Annotated in this window: 16 protein-coding genes; 8 read left to right on the plus strand and 8 right to left on the minus strand. The window is 71.9% G+C overall.

Features of this window, described 5'->3' with window-relative positions:
• Positions 1-51: 51 nt before the first annotated feature.
• Both OIU81_RS00885 and OIU81_RS00890 read right to left on the minus strand, forming a co-directional pair.
• The gene (locus OIU81_RS00885; RefSeq protein ID WP_329142050.1) at positions 52-354 is read right to left on the minus strand and encodes a PASTA domain-containing protein; all 303 of its coding nucleotides are present in this window, start codon (positions 352-354) and stop codon (positions 52-54) included.
• 51 nt (positions 355-405) lie between these two features.
• Positions 406-1,338, minus strand: a complete 933-nt coding sequence (locus tag OIU81_RS00890) for an aminoglycoside phosphotransferase family protein (RefSeq protein WP_329142051.1) — start codon at positions 1,336-1,338, stop codon at positions 406-408.
• 65 nt (positions 1,339-1,403) lie between these two features.
• Between OIU81_RS00890 and OIU81_RS00895 the strand changes: the two genes are divergently transcribed.
• Positions 1,404-2,222, plus strand: coding sequence for a phosphotransferase (locus OIU81_RS00895; protein ID WP_329142054.1), 819 nt, complete (start codon positions 1,404-1,406; stop codon positions 2,220-2,222).
• A gap of 22 nt (positions 2,223-2,244) precedes the next feature.
• Here OIU81_RS00895 and OIU81_RS00900 read toward each other — a convergent pair whose 3' ends face one another.
• From OIU81_RS00900 to OIU81_RS00910, 3 genes are all read right to left on the minus strand, one after another.
• Positions 2,245-4,143, minus strand: coding sequence for a glycoside hydrolase family 5 protein (locus OIU81_RS00900; protein WP_443074109.1), 1,899 nt, complete (start codon positions 4,141-4,143; stop codon positions 2,245-2,247).
• Positions 4,144-4,361: 218 nt separating this feature from the next.
• A complete protein-coding gene (locus OIU81_RS00905; RefSeq protein WP_329142058.1) occupies positions 4,362-5,858 on the minus strand; it encodes an FAD-dependent oxidoreductase in 1,497 nt (498 codons plus the stop codon).
• A complete protein-coding gene (locus OIU81_RS00910) occupies positions 5,855-6,268 on the minus strand; it encodes a hypothetical protein (RefSeq protein ID WP_329142060.1) in 414 nt (137 codons plus the stop codon). The genes OIU81_RS00905 and OIU81_RS00910 overlap by 4 nt, the downstream gene beginning before the upstream one ends.
• A 91-nt stretch (positions 6,269-6,359) precedes the next feature.
• Here OIU81_RS00910 and OIU81_RS00915 point away from each other — a divergent pair, with 91 nt between their 5' ends.
• Both OIU81_RS00915 and OIU81_RS00920 read left to right on the plus strand, forming a co-directional pair.
• On the plus strand, positions 6,360-6,872 hold the full coding sequence (locus tag OIU81_RS00915) for a MarR family winged helix-turn-helix transcriptional regulator (protein WP_329142062.1): 513 nt from the start codon (positions 6,360-6,362) through the stop codon (positions 6,870-6,872).
• Between the two features lie 225 nt (positions 6,873-7,097).
• A complete protein-coding gene (locus OIU81_RS00920; protein ID WP_329142064.1) occupies positions 7,098-7,817 on the plus strand; it encodes a hypothetical protein in 720 nt (239 codons plus the stop codon).
• A gap of 35 nt (positions 7,818-7,852) precedes the next feature.
• On the opposite strand, the gene OIU81_RS00925 is transcribed toward OIU81_RS00920, so the two are convergent.
• Complete coding sequence (locus OIU81_RS00925) at positions 7,853-8,236, minus strand: VOC family protein (protein WP_329142066.1); 384 nt, start codon at positions 8,234-8,236, stop codon at positions 7,853-7,855.
• A gap of 188 nt (positions 8,237-8,424) precedes the next feature.
• Between OIU81_RS00925 and OIU81_RS00930 the strand changes: the two genes are divergently transcribed.
• A complete protein-coding gene (locus OIU81_RS00930; RefSeq protein WP_329142068.1) occupies positions 8,425-10,236 on the plus strand; it encodes a TIGR03767 family metallophosphoesterase in 1,812 nt (603 codons plus the stop codon).
• Positions 10,237-10,252: 16 nt separating this feature from the next.
• Here OIU81_RS00930 and OIU81_RS00935 read toward each other — a convergent pair whose 3' ends face one another.
• Positions 10,253-10,873: a hypothetical protein gene (locus tag OIU81_RS00935; RefSeq protein ID WP_329142070.1), complete on the minus strand. Its 621-nt coding sequence runs from the start codon at positions 10,871-10,873 to the stop codon at positions 10,253-10,255.
• A 229-nt stretch (positions 10,874-11,102) separates the two neighbouring features.
• Between OIU81_RS00935 and dacB the strand changes: the two genes are divergently transcribed.
• The 4 genes from dacB (at position 11,103) to OIU81_RS00955 (ending at position 15,361) form a co-directional block, all read left to right on the plus strand.
• Positions 11,103-12,710 (plus strand): D-alanyl-D-alanine carboxypeptidase/D-alanyl-D-alanine endopeptidase, encoded by a 1,608-nt coding sequence (dacB, locus tag OIU81_RS00940; RefSeq protein ID WP_329142072.1) that lies wholly within the window; start codon positions 11,103-11,105, stop codon positions 12,708-12,710.
• A gap of 135 nt (positions 12,711-12,845) precedes the next feature.
• Positions 12,846-13,292 (plus strand): RrF2 family transcriptional regulator, encoded by a 447-nt coding sequence (locus tag OIU81_RS00945; protein WP_329142074.1) that lies wholly within the window; start codon positions 12,846-12,848, stop codon positions 13,290-13,292.
• Positions 13,293-13,479: 187 nt separating this feature from the next.
• Positions 13,480-14,703, plus strand: coding sequence for a globin domain-containing protein (locus tag OIU81_RS00950; protein WP_329142076.1), 1,224 nt, complete (start codon positions 13,480-13,482; stop codon positions 14,701-14,703).
• Positions 14,704-14,827: 124 nt separating this feature from the next.
• Entirely contained in the window at positions 14,828-15,361 is a 534-nt protein-coding gene (locus tag OIU81_RS00955) for a GNAT family N-acetyltransferase (protein ID WP_329142078.1), read from the plus strand.
• A gap of 710 nt (positions 15,362-16,071) precedes the next feature.
• Here the strand turns inward: OIU81_RS00955 and OIU81_RS00960 are convergent.
• Positions 16,072-17,061 (minus strand): ornithine cyclodeaminase family protein, encoded by a 990-nt coding sequence (locus tag OIU81_RS00960; protein ID WP_329142080.1) that lies wholly within the window; start codon positions 17,059-17,061, stop codon positions 16,072-16,074.
• Between the last annotated feature and the right edge of the window lie 301 nt (positions 17,062-17,362).

Below are 17,362 nucleotides of genomic sequence, written 5' to 3' on the forward strand. Positions count from 1 at the left end.
CGTACCTCAACCACTCACACCCGTGCTCCGCGCCGGAGCCGCGGTGGTGGCTCACAGCGGGCAGGACTCGCCGTTCTTGACGACGACGAGCGTGACCTTCCGGTCCTGCAGCGGTGTCCCCGCCTCCGGGCTCTGCGCGCAGACCTTCCAGCTCGCCGGCCACAGCACATGGCGCCCCGCGCCCCGCCCGTCCCTGAGCCGGAGTGAGGTGTCGTAGTGGAGGGCCTGGTAGGCGGAGACCAGCCCCTGGCCCGCCACCTGCGGCATCAGCTCCGGGCCGTCGGCATGTACCGGCCCGGCCGGGGCGAGAGCGAGCAGGACAAGGACCGAGGCGGTGACGATTCTCTTCACCACCTGGGAACGATCATCACCGGCAACGGTCACCGCGCGGCGGGTGGCCGCGGATCAGCCGCCACCCGCGTGGTCGAGGAGGACTTCCCGGATCACCTGCCGTGCGATGCCCGCCATGGCCGGGTGGGTGACCCGGTAGTAGCGGAGTTCCATGAGCGCGATGGACAGCGCCCAGCCGCGCCCCCGCGTCCAGGTCGCGTCGTCCGCTCCCAGGGCCGTACGGAAGACGCCGCGCGCGTCGGCGGGCAGCAGGTACCACGCCGCGATCACATCGACGGCGGGATCACCCAGGCCGAAGCACCCGAAGTCGATGACGGCGCTGAGCCGTCCACGGTCGAGCAGCACATTCCCCGGTTGCAGGTCGGCATGGATCCAGACGGCGGGGCCGGGCCAGGCAGCTGCCCGCAGGGCCGAATCCCACACCGCGGCCGCGGCTTCGGTGTCCACCATGCCGTCGAGTTCCGCCATCGCCGCACGCGTGGCGGTGTCCCGCGCCGACAGGGGCTCACTGCGGTAGGCCGGCGGACCGTCCATGGGAGCGATGCGCTGCAACGCGGCGACGAACTCCGCGAGGTCCGCCGCGAACGGACCGGGTGCGGCGAGGCGGCCGAGCGCCGGGTTCCCGCCGTCGAGCCAGCGGTAGACGGACCACGGCCACGGATAGCCCTCGCCGGGCCTCCCCTTCCCCAGCGGTGCGGGAACGGCCACCGGGAGCGTGGGGGCGAGCCGCGGCAGCCAGCGGTGTTCCTTCTCCACGTCGTTGGCCGCCCCGGCGATGCGCGGGAGCCGGACGACCATGTCCGCGCCGAGCCGGTACATCGCATTCGAGGTGCCGACGGAGTCCACCGCCGCCGGCGAAAGGTCCGCCCACTGCGGAAACTGCGCACCGAGCAGCCGACGCACCAGGGACATGTCGATGTCCGCCTCATCGGCATGCACCTTGTGCGCACCCTCTCCGTGCGGTGCCACGAGCCTCTCGGATGTCATGCCGCGATCGTATAGCGACCCCAGAAACGCACGGCGGGCCGCCGCCGTCTGTCAGGATCGCCGTCATGGTGCCCGAACACTGCACGCATACGGTCGAGTTACTGCCTGACCGAGTCATCAAGCGGTTTCGGGGGACGGATCGGGCGGGTGGTGAGCGTGAGTGGCGGGCACTGACCCTGCTGGCCGTGCACGCTCCCGGGCTGGCGGCCGAGCCGTGGGACTGCGATCTGGCCGCCGACGAGCCCGTGGTGGTGATGTCGCGGCTGGCCGGTGTGCCGATGCGGGGGCGGGCCCTGTCGGACGAACAGGTCGGCGCGCTGGCGGCAGCCCTGCACAGGCTGCACGCCGCGGTGCCACCCGAGGCGCTGGGTCAGGTCCCGCCCCGGCCGGATCTCGCCGCGGAACTCGTCGCCAGGATCCACCGCTGGACGCCCCGGACGCGACCGGATGTCAGCGGGCCGGTGGCACAGGCCATGGACGCCGGCCTCGCCTGGCTGGCGTCGGCGCACCTCGACGAGCCCGGCCCGCCGGCGGTTCCCCGGGTGTTGGGTGCCGGGGACGGCAATCTCGCGAACTTCCTCTGGGACGGCTCCACCGTCCGGATCGTCGACTTCGAGGACTCGGGCCGCAGCGACCGGCCCTTCGAGCTGGCGGAGATCACCGAGCATGTGGCGAGCTGGGCGGAGCACCCCCTCGATGTCTCCTCGTTTCTCGGCCACTTCGCGCTCACCCGGGCGGAGCGGGGCCGGTTGCGGGAGTACCGCCGTCTGCTTGCCCTCGTCTGGCTGTTCCTGTTGCTGTTCGACGCCAGGAACAGCAACCGGCGAAACCCTGCCGACGCGGTGGAGCGCCAGTCCAGGCGTCTGAGGGACCTCCTCGGCTGAGGCGTGCCCCCTCGGCGCCCCGTCAGGAGAGCGGACGGCACAACAGGGCGTCGGGGGTGCCCTGGTGGCCTGGGCGGTGGGTGTAGGCGATGCCGGCCGCGTAGGTGTCGGAGGCGCACTGGCCCTTGAGGCGGCCGTGGGCGAAGTCGCCGCCGGGGTCATCGGGCGGGCGGTGGTCGCCGCGGTCGAACCACACCGTTGCGCCACCGGCGCCGAGCGGGACCCGGGCGGGCATGCACAGGGCGGCGGAGACCCGCTCACCGCGCAGGCTGTAGCCGGTGAGGAAGTCGCCCTCGGGGCACTGGAGTTTGCTGTAGCCGGGAGCCCAGTCGCCGCCCGCGGGGACGTACCGCTCGTCGCGGACGACCTGAGGGACGCCGTCGGGCCGACGCAGGTCGCGGGCCGTGGGCGCGTCGGTGCACAGGCCCCGGCCCTGGGTGTGGCCGATACCGATCAGCCGTTCGCCGTCGGGGCAGGCCGCTTTGCGGGCGCCGTTGTCCCAGTCGCCCAGGGCCCGGGTGCTCAGGGACTGCACGAAGTCCCGGTGGTCGAGGGTGAGCATGTGCCACGCGGGCGTGAGCGGCACCGGGCCGGTCCTCTGCGGGGCCGTAATCAGCCGCTTCCATGCGGCCGCGCGCCAGTCGTTACCGTCCAGGACTCCGCTGCGCTGCCCGGCGTTGTCGTACCGCAGCAGGGCCCAGCTGTCGCCGCCCGGCCGGCCCTGGCCGTCGGTGCTCCACCCGACGAGCGGCCAGTAGGCGAAGTCGGTGTCGGTGTCGGCGAGGTAGTCGGTCAGATTGCCGAACCAGGCGCGGGCCGCGGCCCCCTGCTCCTCGGCGCCGACCCCGAATTCGCTGATCCACAAGGGTGCGGTGAAGTGCTGTCCGGTCTCCTGGGAGACGAAGAACGCCTGATCGTGCAGTACGGCGCGCAGCTGATCGCGGGACAGGTCCTGATAGCGGGGATCGCTGGTCTCCCCCAGCCCCGTGGCGCCACTGTGGTGCGGGCCCGTGTAGCCGTAGAAGTGGGCCGAGTAGACGAGTTTGCCGGAGACGAGGAGGGTGTGCGAGAGGGTACGGGCGGGGGTGAGGGTGGGGCGGCCGTGCGGCAGGCCGTCCACGGGCAGGCCGGTCCAGTTGATGCCCTCGATGATGAGGAGGAGGCGGGGGGTGGCCTCGGTCTGGATCCGGTCCGCCGCCTCCTGGGCCGCGGCCTGCCAGTCGTGGTCGTCACCCAGGCCCCAGTTGGGGTCGTCCCAGACGTCGCGGCGCACTTCGTTGTAGAGATCCGCCCCGACGACCCGGGCGTTGTCACGGTAGCGGCGGGCCATCAGGACCCAGTCGTCGGCCCACTGCCGGGTGCTCTGGTGGCTGTTCCAGCGCTCGTTGCCGTCGAGGCCGCAGCACCATCGGGTGGTGTAGGTGTGGTTGTTGACGATGACGGCGAAGCCGTCCGCGGTCAGGGCCGCGATCACCGCGTCGAAGATCTGCAGCGGTGTCCTGCCGCGCAGTTGCGGGTTCGCGGCCACCGCGGCATCGGGTACCGGGGCGGTCGCACGGATCATCTCGTTCGAGAACGGCAGCCGGATGCTGTTGAGGCCCAGCGCGCGGAAGTCCGCCAGCAGCGCGGGGAGGGCGACGCGGTCCAGGCCGAGCGGAATGCCGTGGGAATCCTGGCCGCTGTGGTGGCTGGACGCCTCATTGCTGTCACCCGAGCCGCTCCAGGAGCCCTGCGCGCCATCCCAGTTCCCCGCTTTCAGCCGGAAGCGTGTGCCGTCGGCGTCGACGAGGTAGCGGCCTCGGGTGGACAGCGGGGCGGTCCACGACCCGGCGGACGTGCCGGCGGCCCCGGGCGTGATGGCGGTCCGCGCGGCAGCCGGCGCGACAGGTGCCGCGCCCGCACCGGAGACGGCGATGCCCATGAGGACGAGGCATATCGCCAGGGCGCCGCACGCCGCACGCACCAAGGACTTCATGTCAGCTGCCCGCTTCGCCGGGGGTACCCGTCGGGGCCATCCGGCGGGCCGCCCTCGGCGGGGACACCGCCGAGGGCAGGGCCAAGGTAGCGGTGAGGGGTGAGGGGAGCCATACCATGTAGCTGATTCCCCGTCACTTCTTCAGGGAGCCAGCGGATTTCCCGTCATTCTTCAGGAAGTCTGCCGCGGGGGGGGGTCCAGTCCTCCAGTGCCGCGCTCACCCCCGCCACGTCGGGAGCGGTCCAGGCGCGGGCGATATAGCCGTCCGGCCGGATCAGCGCGGCGGACAGTCCCGACCACGGCAGGGCCCGGACGACCTCGGCACCGTACGGGCGCAGGTGTCCGAAGGCGGCGTCGGGGGTGAAGTCGGCGAGCAGGAACCGGTCGACGGCCAGCCGGCGGTGCACGGAGCCGTCCGCCAGCGCGAAGTCCGGTGCACGGCAGCCCTCCAAGGGGTGCCCGGGGGTAGCGGGGGGATAGGAGTGGCCCAGCCCGGACAGCCAGGCGGCGAGGTCGTCGGCGGTCTCACCTCCCTTGGCGATCAGCCCGCTCATCAGGTCCCGCAGCGCCGCCCCCGCCGGGGTGAAGGTGGTGAACAGGGCTCCTTGCGCCAGGGTGTTGGCGGCCAGCCGGGCGGCGATGGGGGCCCGCTCACGCTCGTAGGCGGCCGGCCCGTCGATGAGCAGGGACGGCGCACGGCCCTGGATCTCGGCGGCCAGCTTCCATGCCAGGTTCGCCGCGTCCTGCATGCCGATGTTCATCCCCTGGCCGCCCGCGGGGAAATGGACATGGGCCGCGTCGCCGGCCAGGAAGACCCGGTTCCTCCGGTACCGCGCGGCATGTCGCGTCGTGTCACCGGCCTTGGACAGCCACAGCGCCTCGCGCAGCCCGTGGTCGGTGCCGGTCACGCGCCGCAGGGTGTCACGCACCTCCTCGACGGTCAGCGCCTGCGACTGACGCACGCGCACCTGATCGGGAGTGAGTCCGGTGTCCTCGGCCGCGGTGCCGAACACCCGGCACCGGCCGTCCGGGAACGGGATGATGCTGACCTGGCCCAGCCGGTGATCCCAGAAGTGCCGCGCCCGGTCCGGAGGGTCTGCCAGGGTGACATCGGCGACGAATCCCACCGTCGAGGGCGGGGTCCCCGGGAAGTCGATGCCCGCCTCCCGTCGTACGAGGCTGCGCGCACCGTCCGCGCCCACCAGGTAACCGGCCTCACGCAGGGAGCCGTTGACGGACACCCGCACGCCGTCGTCGTCCTGGGTGAACCCGGTGACCTCGTGCCGGTGGCGGACGGGCACGCCGCGCCGTTGCAGGTGTTCCGCCAGCACCCGCTCCGTCGTCGCCTGCGGGATCACCAGCAGGAACGGATAGGGCGTATCGAGCCCGGTGTAGTCGAGCGGGTCGGGCAGGACGGCGAAGTAGGCGACCGGTTCGGTGCGCCCGAGCGAGACCAGGACATCGGAGAGCCGCCGGCCGTCTTCGGTCCGCAGGACCGTGAGGACCTCCAGGGTCCGCGGGTGCATCACGGCGGCCTTGGAGTGCTCGCTCTGTCGGGCCTTGCTCTCCAGCACCTCGACGCTCACCCCCGCCGCGTCCAGGAGCGCGGCGGTCAGCAGCCCCACCGGCCCGCCCCCCGCGACGATCACCTCGGTGCTCATCGGCGCCCCCGCTCGGGGCGCAGCAGCCAGACGCCCGCGGCGAGACCGGTGGTGGAGGCGAGGTGCACCGCGAGTGCCTTGGCGTGGGGCGCCCAGACGCCCGTCGTGGGTCCGCCGGACCACATCGCCGTCGCGAAGCCGGCACCGGCGGCGGCCATCGCTCCCCACAGCTGCCTGCCGCGCCGCGGCCCGGCCAGCACGCCGATCCCGACGGCCGCCAGGCTCCCCGCCGTGATCAGGGCCTCGCGGGCCATGTGGTACTGCACATGACCGGCGCCGTCCCGCACCTCGGGCGTCCGATAGGTGTCGTCCGTGATGTGGGTGACGGTCTGCCATACCGACGGCAGAGCCGCCGCCATTCCGGCCAGGGTGACGACTTGGCCGAGCCTTTCACGCCCCGTGCGCGCCATGCGGATCCCCTCCACTGCGTGAAGCCAATTGCCTTAACGTGAAGCTAATTAATGTTCGCCTACCTGTCAACGCGCTGCTAGGATCCGGCGCGTGACCGAAAGTTCCCCCCGCGACCGCATCGACGGCATGATCGATGTCATCGCCCGTGCGCACGAAAGCGCCGACCTGGAATCCAAGGCGCTGGTGTACCGGCTGCGACGGGTGGCGCACCACATGGAGATCGAGCTCAAGCGCGAACTCGCGGGCCATGGCATCGAGTTGTGGGAACTGGAGCTGCTGGCCTGCCTGTACAGGGCGCTGCCGCACCACCGCGTCAGCGCCAAGGATCTGATGGAACAGATGCAGCTCACCACCGGAGCCGTCACCAATCGCGTCTCCCGCCTCGAGGCCAAGGGATGGGTCAGCAGGGAAATCGCCCCGGATGACCGCCGCAGCATCCTGGTCACCCTCACCGAGCCCGGCCGCGTACGCGCCGCACAGGTCTTCGCCACCAAGACCGAGGCCGAACGCCGGCTGCTGTCCGCCTTCCCGGACGAGCAGCAGCGCGAGCTCAATGCCGCACTGCGTACGTTGCTGATCAGCCTGGAAGGACGTCACAGCTGATCAGGGCGGCCACCCGCGTCCCGTGACACCCGCCCGGCCGGGCCGCCGCGGCGCACGACGCACCCGGGCGGCGGCACGCTGACGGCCGCCGGCTGCGTCGACTCCGCCGGCCCGCCACCCCCGGGTCCCACGCAACCGCGAGACGTCCCGGCCGGCACGTACAGTGATCCTTCCTCACTCGCCGTGCGCCACGGGCGCGCGGCGGCACCGGAGAAAGGGACCTGCATGCGCGCTCGCCTCCTTGCCACGGCTGCCGTCCTGGCGGTCACCAGCACTCTTCTCGCCGCCGCACCCGCACCGGCGGACCCCTCCGCCGTCGCCGGACCGCCCGGCGCGCAGGCCGCCACCGGCCGCCGCGCCGGAAACACCGAGGTCCCCGTCGAGGGCGGCACGGCCCGCTTCGACGCTCCCCCCACCCTCCTCGCCGCCCTCAAGGACCACGGCGTGACGATCGCGGACGTCGACGCCGACGGCAGGATCAGCCGGCGCCACTCCGCCGGTGCGGGCGTGCGCCTGGACATCGAGGGCGGTGCGGTCACGAACAGCGGCGGAAAGGTCGGCGGTGAACTCCGGTTCGCCGAGACGGGTCTCGCGCTGCTCAACAGCGAAACCGGGAAATCCGTCAAGATCTCCGACTTCGTCGGCGACCTGTCCCAGGGCCTGCTCCGGGCCGGCATGAACCGCGGCCCGGACCTCACCCTGGGCACCTTCACCCGGCCCGCCACCCACGCCTCCGTCGACACCGATGCCGCGATGCTGCGGATGAACATGGGCATCACGGTCACCGCGGTCGCCGCCGCCAAGCTCAACGCCGCGCTCGGCACCAAGATCTTCACCGCCGGCGGACCGCTGCTGCACGCCCGCATCGACGCCCACCTCGACCCCTCCGTCGACCTCCGCACCGCCCTCAACCTGAGCCGCCGCCCGGCACGACGCGAGGAGTAGGGGTGGGCCGGTGGCTTTGCGCCGGCCGGAAGTGGTCACAGGGGCTGGAGCCGGGTGTGCAGGAGGCAGAATTCGTTGCCTTCCGGGTCGGCCAGGACGTGCCAGCTCTCGGTGCCGGTCTGGCCGACGTCGACGGGCCTGGCGCCGAGAGCGAGCAACCGCTCCCACTCGGCGTCCTGGTCGCGGTCGGTGGCGTTGACGTCGAGGTGCAGTCGGAGCTTCCCGGTCCGCGGGGTGCTGCTGGGGCTGAGGACGAGGGTGGGCTGCGGGCCGCCGAAGCCGGCGTCGGGCGGCCCGATCTCGATGCTTCCGTCGTCCTCCCGGCCGAGTTCGACGTAGCCGAGGACCTCGCTCCAGAACGCGGCGAGCCGGTCGGGGTCGGCGACGTCGATGACCAGCTCACTGATGCGGCATGCCATGCCCGTCAGTGTACGTACCTCCGTGCCGCGTCCCCGGGGGCGGAGTGACGTACCGACGGGCAATGGGTGCGCCGCGTTCCGGGCGTGTTCAGCTAGCGGTCACGCACGTCACCCAAACTCTGGAACGAGACATTCCGTTTGGTGACACCGCTGTGGCCAGGCCTGCCGGCCACGGCACGGAGGGCCTGATGGCCGGTATCGAAACCCACGTCCCCACCAACCGTCGTCGCTTCCTTCTCAGCTCCGGCGCCGCCGTCGCCGGAGCCGGTGCCGCATGGGCACTGCCGAGCCAGCGCAGCAGCAGCGCGACTCCGGGCGCGCATCCCCTCACCCGCACGCCGCCGGCCCGTACGGGTGGTCGGCGGCCGGCCCCGTACGGGGTCACGACACTGGAAACCGCCGCACATCTCACCGGCAGCGGCGGCTACCGCCGCCTCGGCTCCGGCCCCGGATGGCCGCTGGTGGTCCGCGGCGACCTCGCCGCCGGCACGGCCGGTCGTCAGGACCGGCGGACCGCCCTGGCCTGTTTCGTCCAGTTCACCGATCTCCATGTGGCCGACGTCCAGAGTCCGTTGCGCACCGAGTATCTGCGCGCCGGGTCGCCGGGGTCGTGGCGGGCGCAGGAGGCGCTGTCGGTGGCCGGCGCCGTGTCCCTCGTGGAGCAGGCCAACGCGCTGGGCGGCGGGCCTCACACCGGCCGGCGGCCGGCGTTCGTCATGTCCACGGGCGACAACATCGACAACCACTCCATGGTCGAGCTGGAGTGGTTCCTCACCCTCATGAGCGGCGGCCGCATCACGCCGAACACCGGTGACCCGGCGGCGTACGAGGGCGTGCAGAACTGCGGCCTCCCGCTGTACTGGCACCCGGCCGACGGTCTGCGCGACCAGGACAAGATGCGGGGCCTGCCGTCGATACCCGGCTATCTCGACGCCGCGATCCGCCCCGTCACCAGTCCCGGCCTGCGGATTCCCTGGTACTCGACGCCCGGCAACCACGACGATCTGCCGGGCGGGTGCCTGACCCCGCAGGACCCGGAGCTGACGGACTACATCACGGGAGCACGCAAGCTGTTCTCTGTACCGGACAGCGATGTGGCCGCGTTCGCCAAGGTGCTGGAGTCCGGCGACGATCCCAAGAGCACCGTGCTCAAGGAGATCCTCGGACGCAATGCCGCCGGAGCCCGGACCGTGACCGCGGACGAACGGCGCCGCATGTTCACCCCGCACGACTATCTGCGGGCGCATCTGAACCCGGCGTTCGCCGGCGCGGGGCCGGCCGGACACGGCTACACCGACGACCACCTCAACGACGACCGGATGTACTACACCTTCACCGTCGCGGAGGGTGTCCTTGGCATCAGCATCGACACCACCTACCGAAGCGGCCACTTCGAGGGGTCGCTGGGAACCGGTCAACTCCAGTGGCTGGAACAGACCTTGGCCGCCCACAGCACCCGCCACTACGACGCGGACGGCCGGCTGGTACGCAACGCCGGAGCCGATGACGCGCACATCCTGATCTTCAGCCACCACCACAGCCCGAGCATGACCCGGCGCCCCGACGCGGCCCGCGCGGAGGAGAAGCGGCACGACGGCGAGGAGCTCATCGCCCTGCTGAGCCGGTTCCCCAACGTGGTGGCGTGGATCAACGGCCACAGCCATGTCAACCGCATCACCCCGCACGCCCACCCGACGGCCGCCCGCTCCTTCTGGGAGGTCAACACCGCCTCACACGTGGACTATCCGCAGCACGCCCGGATCCTGGAACTCGTCGACAACCACGACGGCACGCTGTCGCTGTTCACCACCCTCATCGAGTCCGCCGCTCCGCACCGCACGGATTTCGACGACCTCTCGGCGGTCGGCCTCGCCTCCCTCTACCGCGAACTGTCCTACAACGCCCCGGGCCTGGCCGCCGGCATGGGCGGCGGCGTCCACGAGGTGATGGCGGGCCGCCCGGCGGACCGCAATACCGAACTCCTCGTCCACCGGGCGTGACCGGGGGTGGGGGCACTCAGTGGCCGCCGGAAGGAACGTCGCAGCCTGAGTGGTCGGGGTAGCCGCCGAAGGCGTTCGCCCGGGTGGCCCCGCCGTTCATCGTGCCCTCCAGGCACAGCGGAGCGGCGTCGATGAGGAAGCCGACCCCCTCGGGGCCGTTCTGGTGCGACTGCACCTTCCCGGCGGGGTAGCCGAGGCCGGTGAGCACGCCGTGGGTATGCGCCGGGTCGAAGTCGCCGCTCTTGCGCAGCGGTTCGAGGGCGCGCTCGATGCGGCGGACGGCCGCGAGCCCGTCGCAGCGGCGCTGACCGTGCAGCGGGAGGGGAACCCGGAAGCCGTGGTTCTCGGCGTAGTGGTCGGTGGGCGGCGCGGCCGGACCCGTGGGGCGCGCGGACCCCGTGGACTTCGGTGTCGCATGCGGTGTCGCATGCGGTGTGGACTTCGGCGTGGGGCTCTCGCCGGGGCACGGGAAGTCCGCCGGCCTGTGCGGCGCCGCCGACGGGTTCCGCGAGGGCGCGCCGCCACCGGCGTCCGTCCGCTCTCCCGCCCGAGGTGTTCCGCACCCCGCCACCAGCACTGCCAGCACCGCCACCGGCAGCATCGCGCGCCGGACCCCCGTCGTCCTGGTCATTGTCATGCACTGATCCTCCCCCGCCGCACCGCGGGCGTCAGGAGTTCCGCCGCACCGGGCCACGGCGACACGGATGACACGTCGTCAGCTCAACGGCACACCCCCATACGTCGACCGTCACAGATCATCCGGGGGACCCCCACGACGCGCTGCGCCCCGCCCACCAGGGTGCGCAGTACCTTCAGGAGGAACATTACTGAAGATATCGTCAGAAAACACCCTTGGTGGAGTCCGCATGGCACCCTCCGTCCTACGCCGGGCGACCCGACGGCGCATCGCCGGCACCGTGAGCGTGCTGCTGGCCGTCGGTGTCGTCCTCACCGGTCTGGTCCAGGCAGCGCCGTCCACCACCCCCCACCGCCTCGACCCGCGCATCACGGCGGTCATGCGGAAGCCGGACTACCGCCATGCCCAGTGGGGCCTGTTCCAACAGAACCCGGACGGCGGCGAGGTGACGCAGTCCCGCTACGCCGACCAGTTCTTCCTCCCCGGGTCGACGGCCAAACTGTTCAGCGTCAGCGGCACCTGGCGCACCCTGGGCGGCGACCATCGCTTCGTCACGCCGGTGCATGCCGTCGGGCAGCGCCGGGGCAGCACGCTCAAGGGCAATCTGGACCTGGTCGCGCAGGGCGACCTGACGCTCGGCGGCCGGACCCGCAAGGACGGCACCGTCGCCTTCACCACCATCGACCACACCTACGCCGACGACGTCCCGGGGGCCGCCCTCACCCCGGAGGACCCGCTGGCCGGTATCGACCAGCTGGCCCGGCAGGTACGTGCCTCGGGCATCCGGCAGGTCGACGGCGATGTGGTCATCGACGCGCGGCTGTTCCGTCCGGACCCGGTGCTCGACCCGACCCCCACCCCGCTGATCGTCAATGACAATGTCATCGATCTGCTGACCACACCCGGCTCCGGGGCCGGCACCCCGGCCGGGCTGGACTGGCGTCCGAAGGTCGCGCCCTACCACGTCACCTCGGCCGTGCGCACCGTCGCGGCGGGCCGACCCGCCGGCATCAACGTGACCAGTTCCCCCGACGGCACCCGCATCCGGCTGTCCGGCACCATCGCCGCCGGCTCCGCGCCCGTCCTGCGGGTGTCCGGCATCAAGGACCCGAACGCCTTCGGCCGGACGGCCATGATCGAGGCACTGCAGCGCGCCGGCGTCAGGGTCCGGGCGAAGGCGGTGGGCCCCAATTCCGCCGGCCGGTTGCCGCGCTCCTATCAGGGCGCGCCCACAGTCGCCCGGTACACCTCCCCGCCCTATGCCCAATACGCCAAGCTGATCCTCAAAGTGAGCCACAATCTCGGGGCGAACCTCGGGATGTGCCTGATGGCGACGACCGCGAAGAGCACCGACTGCGAGGACGGATTCCCCGTGCTCGCCGCGTTCCTGGACCGTGCGCGGGTGGACCGCAGGGCCGTACAGCTCGCCGACGGCCGGGGCGGGAACCCGGCCGACCGCACCACACCCCGCGCCCTGGCGCAGATCCTGACGTACTGGCAGCACTCCCCCGAGGCGGCACGCTTCCGTACCTCACTGCCGATCCTGGGCGTCGACGGGTTACTGGCGGACTCCTGCCGGCACTGCCCGGCGCGCGGTAAGGTCTTCGCCAAGACCGGGACCGTCGCGGGCGGTGACGCGCTCAACGACCGGCTGGCGGTGGGCGCCGAAACCGCGGCCGGCTATCTGGAGACCCGTAAGGGCCACTTCGACGTGTTCTTCGACGGGGTGAACGGGGCGTCGACGCCCCATGCCGATATCAACGGGGTCCTGACCATCGGCAACGACGTGGCCGACATCGCCGCCTACCTCCAGCAGCAGTCCACCGGCGGGCACTGAACATCCGGACGCGGTCACGGGTTCGTGAGGACGGCCCGGCCCCCTTCGCACCGACGGCGGGAGCCGCCTCCACGGACCAGTCGATGAGACCGGATTTAATTGGCATCTTGAATGCCACTTCTGTACTGTACAAGCGTGCGACTGACCAAGAGCACCGACATCGCCCTCCGTATTGCCATGCGCCTGGCGGTGCTCGGCAACAAGGACGATGCGCCCACCACCCGCGAGGTGGCGAGCGCCGTCGAGGTGCCGTACACCCACGCCGCCAAGGTGGTCAGCAAGCTCCAGCACCTGGGCGCCGTCGAGGCACGCCGCGGGCGCGGCGGAGGACTGACGCTCACGGCCGCGGGGCGTACGGGCTCACTGGGAGAGCTGGTACGTGAACTGGAGGGGGTCGACGATGTCGTGGGCTGCGAGGACGACCCACCCTGTCCACTGCGCGGCGGCTGCCGACTGCGCGGTGCGCTGCGGGCGGCACAGGAAGCGTTCTACGCCTCGCTCGATCCGCTCTCGATCGCCGATCTCGTCGAGAGCCCGACCGGCCCGATCCTGCTCAGCCTGACCTCCCGCCCCGGGGACTGAGCCCACCACCGGGCACCACGCCGCACACCCCGCACTCGCTCCCACACCCCGCACACCCCACGCACCGCACACACCGGCCTCTCGATCCCACCTCGACCCCGCATGGCCATAAATACGCATCCAAGATGCAAGTTTCATCTCCCTCCCCTCCCCCCCTTCTCCTTCCTTCGAGAATCAGGAGCAGTTGATGCTGTCGACCGAGTCCGCCAAGACCATCACCGCTACCCTCCCCGCCGTGCGCGGAGCCCTCGGTGAGATCACGGCGCTCTTCTACGAGAAGCTCTTCACCGCCCGCCCCGAGCTGCTGCGCGACCTCTTCAACCGCGGCAACCAGGCCAACGGCAGTCAGCGGCAGGCCCTTGCGGGATCGATCGCCGCCTTCGCGGGCCATCTCGTCGCACACCCGGCCAGCCGGCCGGACGCCATGCTGGCGCGGATCGCACACAAGCATGCCTCGCTCGGGGTGCGTGCGGACCAGTACCCGATCGTGCGGGAGCATCTCTTCGCGGCCATCGCCGAGGTGCTCGGCGACGCGGTGACGGACGAGGTGGCGCGGGCCTGGGACGAGGTGTACTGGCTGATGGCCCATGCCCTGATCGCCGTCGAGAAGCGGCTCACCGCCGAGGCCGGCGTCCAGGGCGGCGGCGGGTGGCGGCCCTATCGAGTCGCCGGCCGCGTCCAGGAGACCGAGGAGGTCGCGACCTTCCTCCTGCGGCCGGCCGACGGCGCCCCCGTCCCGCCGTCCCGACCCGGCCAGTATGTCTCCGTACAGGTCCAACTCCCAGACGGGGCACGGCAGATACGCCAGTACAGCCTGTCCGGGCAGCTGGACGGCGGACTGCAGATCTCCGTGAAGCGGGTGGCGGCCGGCCACCGGGCCGGGGAAGCGTACGAGGACCCCGCGGGCGAGGTCTCCAGCCATCTGCACGCACACGTCCACGGCGGGGAAATCCTGCACGTGAGCCCGCCGTTCGGCGAGGTGGTGCTCTCCGAGGACGGCGAGGGCCCGCTGCTCTTCGCCTCGGCGGGCATCGGCTGCACGCCGGTGATCGGCATGCTCTCGCATCTCGCCGCCGCCGGCTCCCGGCGCCGGATCATCACCGCCCACGCCGACCGGTCGCCCGCCACCCATCCGTTCCGCACGGATCTGCGCCGGCTCACCGACAAGCTCTCCGACGCGACGGCGGCACTCTGGTACGAGGAGGAGCTCGGAGGCGGGGACGGGAAGGGGGCGGTGACCGTGCGCGCCGGTCTGATGGATCTGACGCAACTCGCCATTCCGGCCGGGACCACCGCGTATCTCTGCGGGCCGGTGCCGTTCATGAAGGCGGCGATCGCCCAACTACTCGCCTCGGGACTGCCCGCCGAACGGATCCACTACGAGGTCTTCGGTCCGGATCTCGGCCTGTAGCGGATGCGGGGGAACGGCACCGCCGGCGGCGCGCCATACACCGGCCTGATCTCCGTACCCTGACTGATCGCCCCCCTGCCTGATATCCGTTGCCTGCGGCCGGAGCACACCGCATGATGCGGTCATGGCTGCCAACTCACCCTCTGCGTCACTCACCGTCGTCCCGCTCGCGCGCTACACCAAGAAGGAATTGGGCGAGATCCTCGGGGAGGTGGAGGACCCGTTCGGGGTCGCGTACACCGGACTGACCTGGCTGGCCAAGGAGCGGCACTTCGGCATCAGACGCGACGGGCGGCTGGTGGCACACACCGGTCTGGTGACGCTGCCCGTCGCGGTCGGCACGGTCGAGACCGAGGTGGTCGGCTTCGGCGGGGTGGCCGTCGCTCCCGATCTGCGGGGGCAGGGACTGGCGCGGCTCGTCGTCACCGGCGCACGGGAACACGCCCGCACCATGGGACCGCGGTTCGGGCTGCTGTTCTGCCGGCCGCACCTCGTGCCCCTGTACCAGCGGCTCGGTTGGCAGGCACTTCCGGGGAAAGTACACGTCGAGCAGCCCGAAGGGCCCGCGGTGATGCCGCTTCAGACGATGTGGACACCCCTGCGGGACGGAGAGCGCTGGCCCGAGGGGCCGGTGCGGCTCCGCTCGCTGCCCATGTGAGCGGCAGACATGTTCGAACCCGCTTCGTCAGCCCGGGAGTCCCACGGGAGTTCGCATCTGTCCTTCGTCCGCGTGGAGCCTCGGCGCGTCGTTTGGACAGCCCACGAGCCTCCGACACCGTGAGAGGGTGCGCCCTCTCCTTCTTCGTCTCGTCACCGCGACCGCCGTCCTCCTGGCCACCAGCGGCTGCGTCTCCCTCCCGGCCGGTGGATCCCTGCACGGGCCCGGTCCCGCACCGGGCGGCCGTACGGTCGCTCCGGCCAGGCCCTCACCGCTGGTGATGCCCAGCAAGGGGTCCTCGCGGGACCGGCTGGTGGATGTGGCCTCCGCACGGCACAAGCCCGGACGGCGACCGAAGGTGCACAAGAAAAGGGCACACAAGAAAGACGTCATCCGACGGCACGCCGCTGCGGGCAACGGCCGGGAGCGGCCCGGGAGTCGGGCCCTGCCACGCCACCCGCGTTCCGCACCGCCCAGGGCGCGTGTCCGGCTCCCCGCGCACACGGTGCCACGGCAGCGGCACGCCGGGGGTGCGCAGCGGCGGGCGCTTCCCGCACCAGGGCGGCGCGGGTCGTCGGTCGACCCGGGGGTGATGTGCCGGATGGCGTCCGGCCGGGTCCGCGCGGACCTGGTGCAGTTGTGCCACAGCGCTTACGGACGCTGAGCCCGCCGGGCCCGGCCTCGCCGCCCCGGCCGCCGGCGCCACTGCGTCACCCCAGATCGATCTCCCATCCCACCGACCGCTCCCGTGCGGCCGCGACGACCAGGGCCGCGGCCGCGGCGTCCTGCACGGCGACCCCGACGGACTTGTAGAGGGTGATCTGGTCCGGTGCGGTGCGGCCCGCTTTGCCGCCGGTGAGGAGTTCGCCCAGCTCGGCGTGTACGTGTTCCTCCGTGATGACGCCCTCGCGGAGCGGCTGCAGCAGGTCGTTGCTGCCCGCGGGGAACGGGGCCAGTGCCGCCTGCCGCGATTCGACGCACACCAGCGCCTCCGCGATCGTGGCGTCGTCGATCTCGCGACCGTCCGGGTTGAAGCCCACCGAGGTCACATGGACGCCGGGTGAGAGCCAGGAACGGCGGATCACGGGATCGACGGCATGGGTGGTCGCGGCGGCGATGTCCGCGCCGTCGAGCGCCTCGGCGTAGCCGGCGAACGCCGTGGCGGGGACCTGGAGTTCGGCCGACAGCGCCTCGGCCAGGGCGGCCGCCTTCGCACGGTTCCGGCCCGCGACCCGGATCTGCCGGACCGGGCGGACCCGGCACATCGCCGCGGCGTGCGCCCGGGCCTGTGCGCCGGTGCCCAGGAGCGCCAGCACCGAGGCGTCGTCACGGGCCAGCAGGCGGGCCGAGAGCGCGGAACCCGCGGCGGTACGGGCCGCGGTGATCGCCGTACCGTCCAGCAGCGCGTCGGGCTCTCCGGTGTGCGGATCGAAGGCGACGATCAGCGCCTGATGGGTCGGCAGACCGGTGCGGCCGTTGTGCGGGAAGACGGAGACCAGCTTGGTCATGAGCATCTCGGCGGACGGCACGTGGCCCGGCATCGCCGCCAGGAAGCCGTCCCGTTCGGCCACCCTCACGGCCACCCGGTCCGGGGCCGCCGCGCGCCCCGCGCTGAGGTCCGTCATCGCCGACGCCAGGGCGTCGATCAGCGCATCGATGTCGAGCAGCCCCTCGACCTGCGCACGTCCGAGAACCAGCATGCTTCGCACCCTCCCGATCACCGCGTACCGGCCCGGAGTCACGCCGGGCCGAGAGGCCGACCGTAACCCGCTGTCCGGGACGGGTGACAAGTGTGTGGGGGGGGAGGCGGGAGCCTGAGACGGAGGGGCACGTCCTACGGGTGCCTGTGACGTCCCGTGACGCCGGCGATGTCGGTGATCCCGGTGATGCCGGTGATGCCGGCCCAGGGCTCCGACTGCGTCCGCCGCTCCGGCAGGCCACCGGGGGTGAACGAGCGGGCAAATCCGTTTGCCCCGTAGGGACGACGCATTGCGCGCGCAG

The sequence above is a fragment of the Streptomyces sp. NBC_01454 genome, assembly GCF_036227565.1.
In the GTDB taxonomy this organism is placed as follows: Bacteria; Actinomycetota; Actinomycetes; order Streptomycetales; family Streptomycetaceae; genus Streptomyces.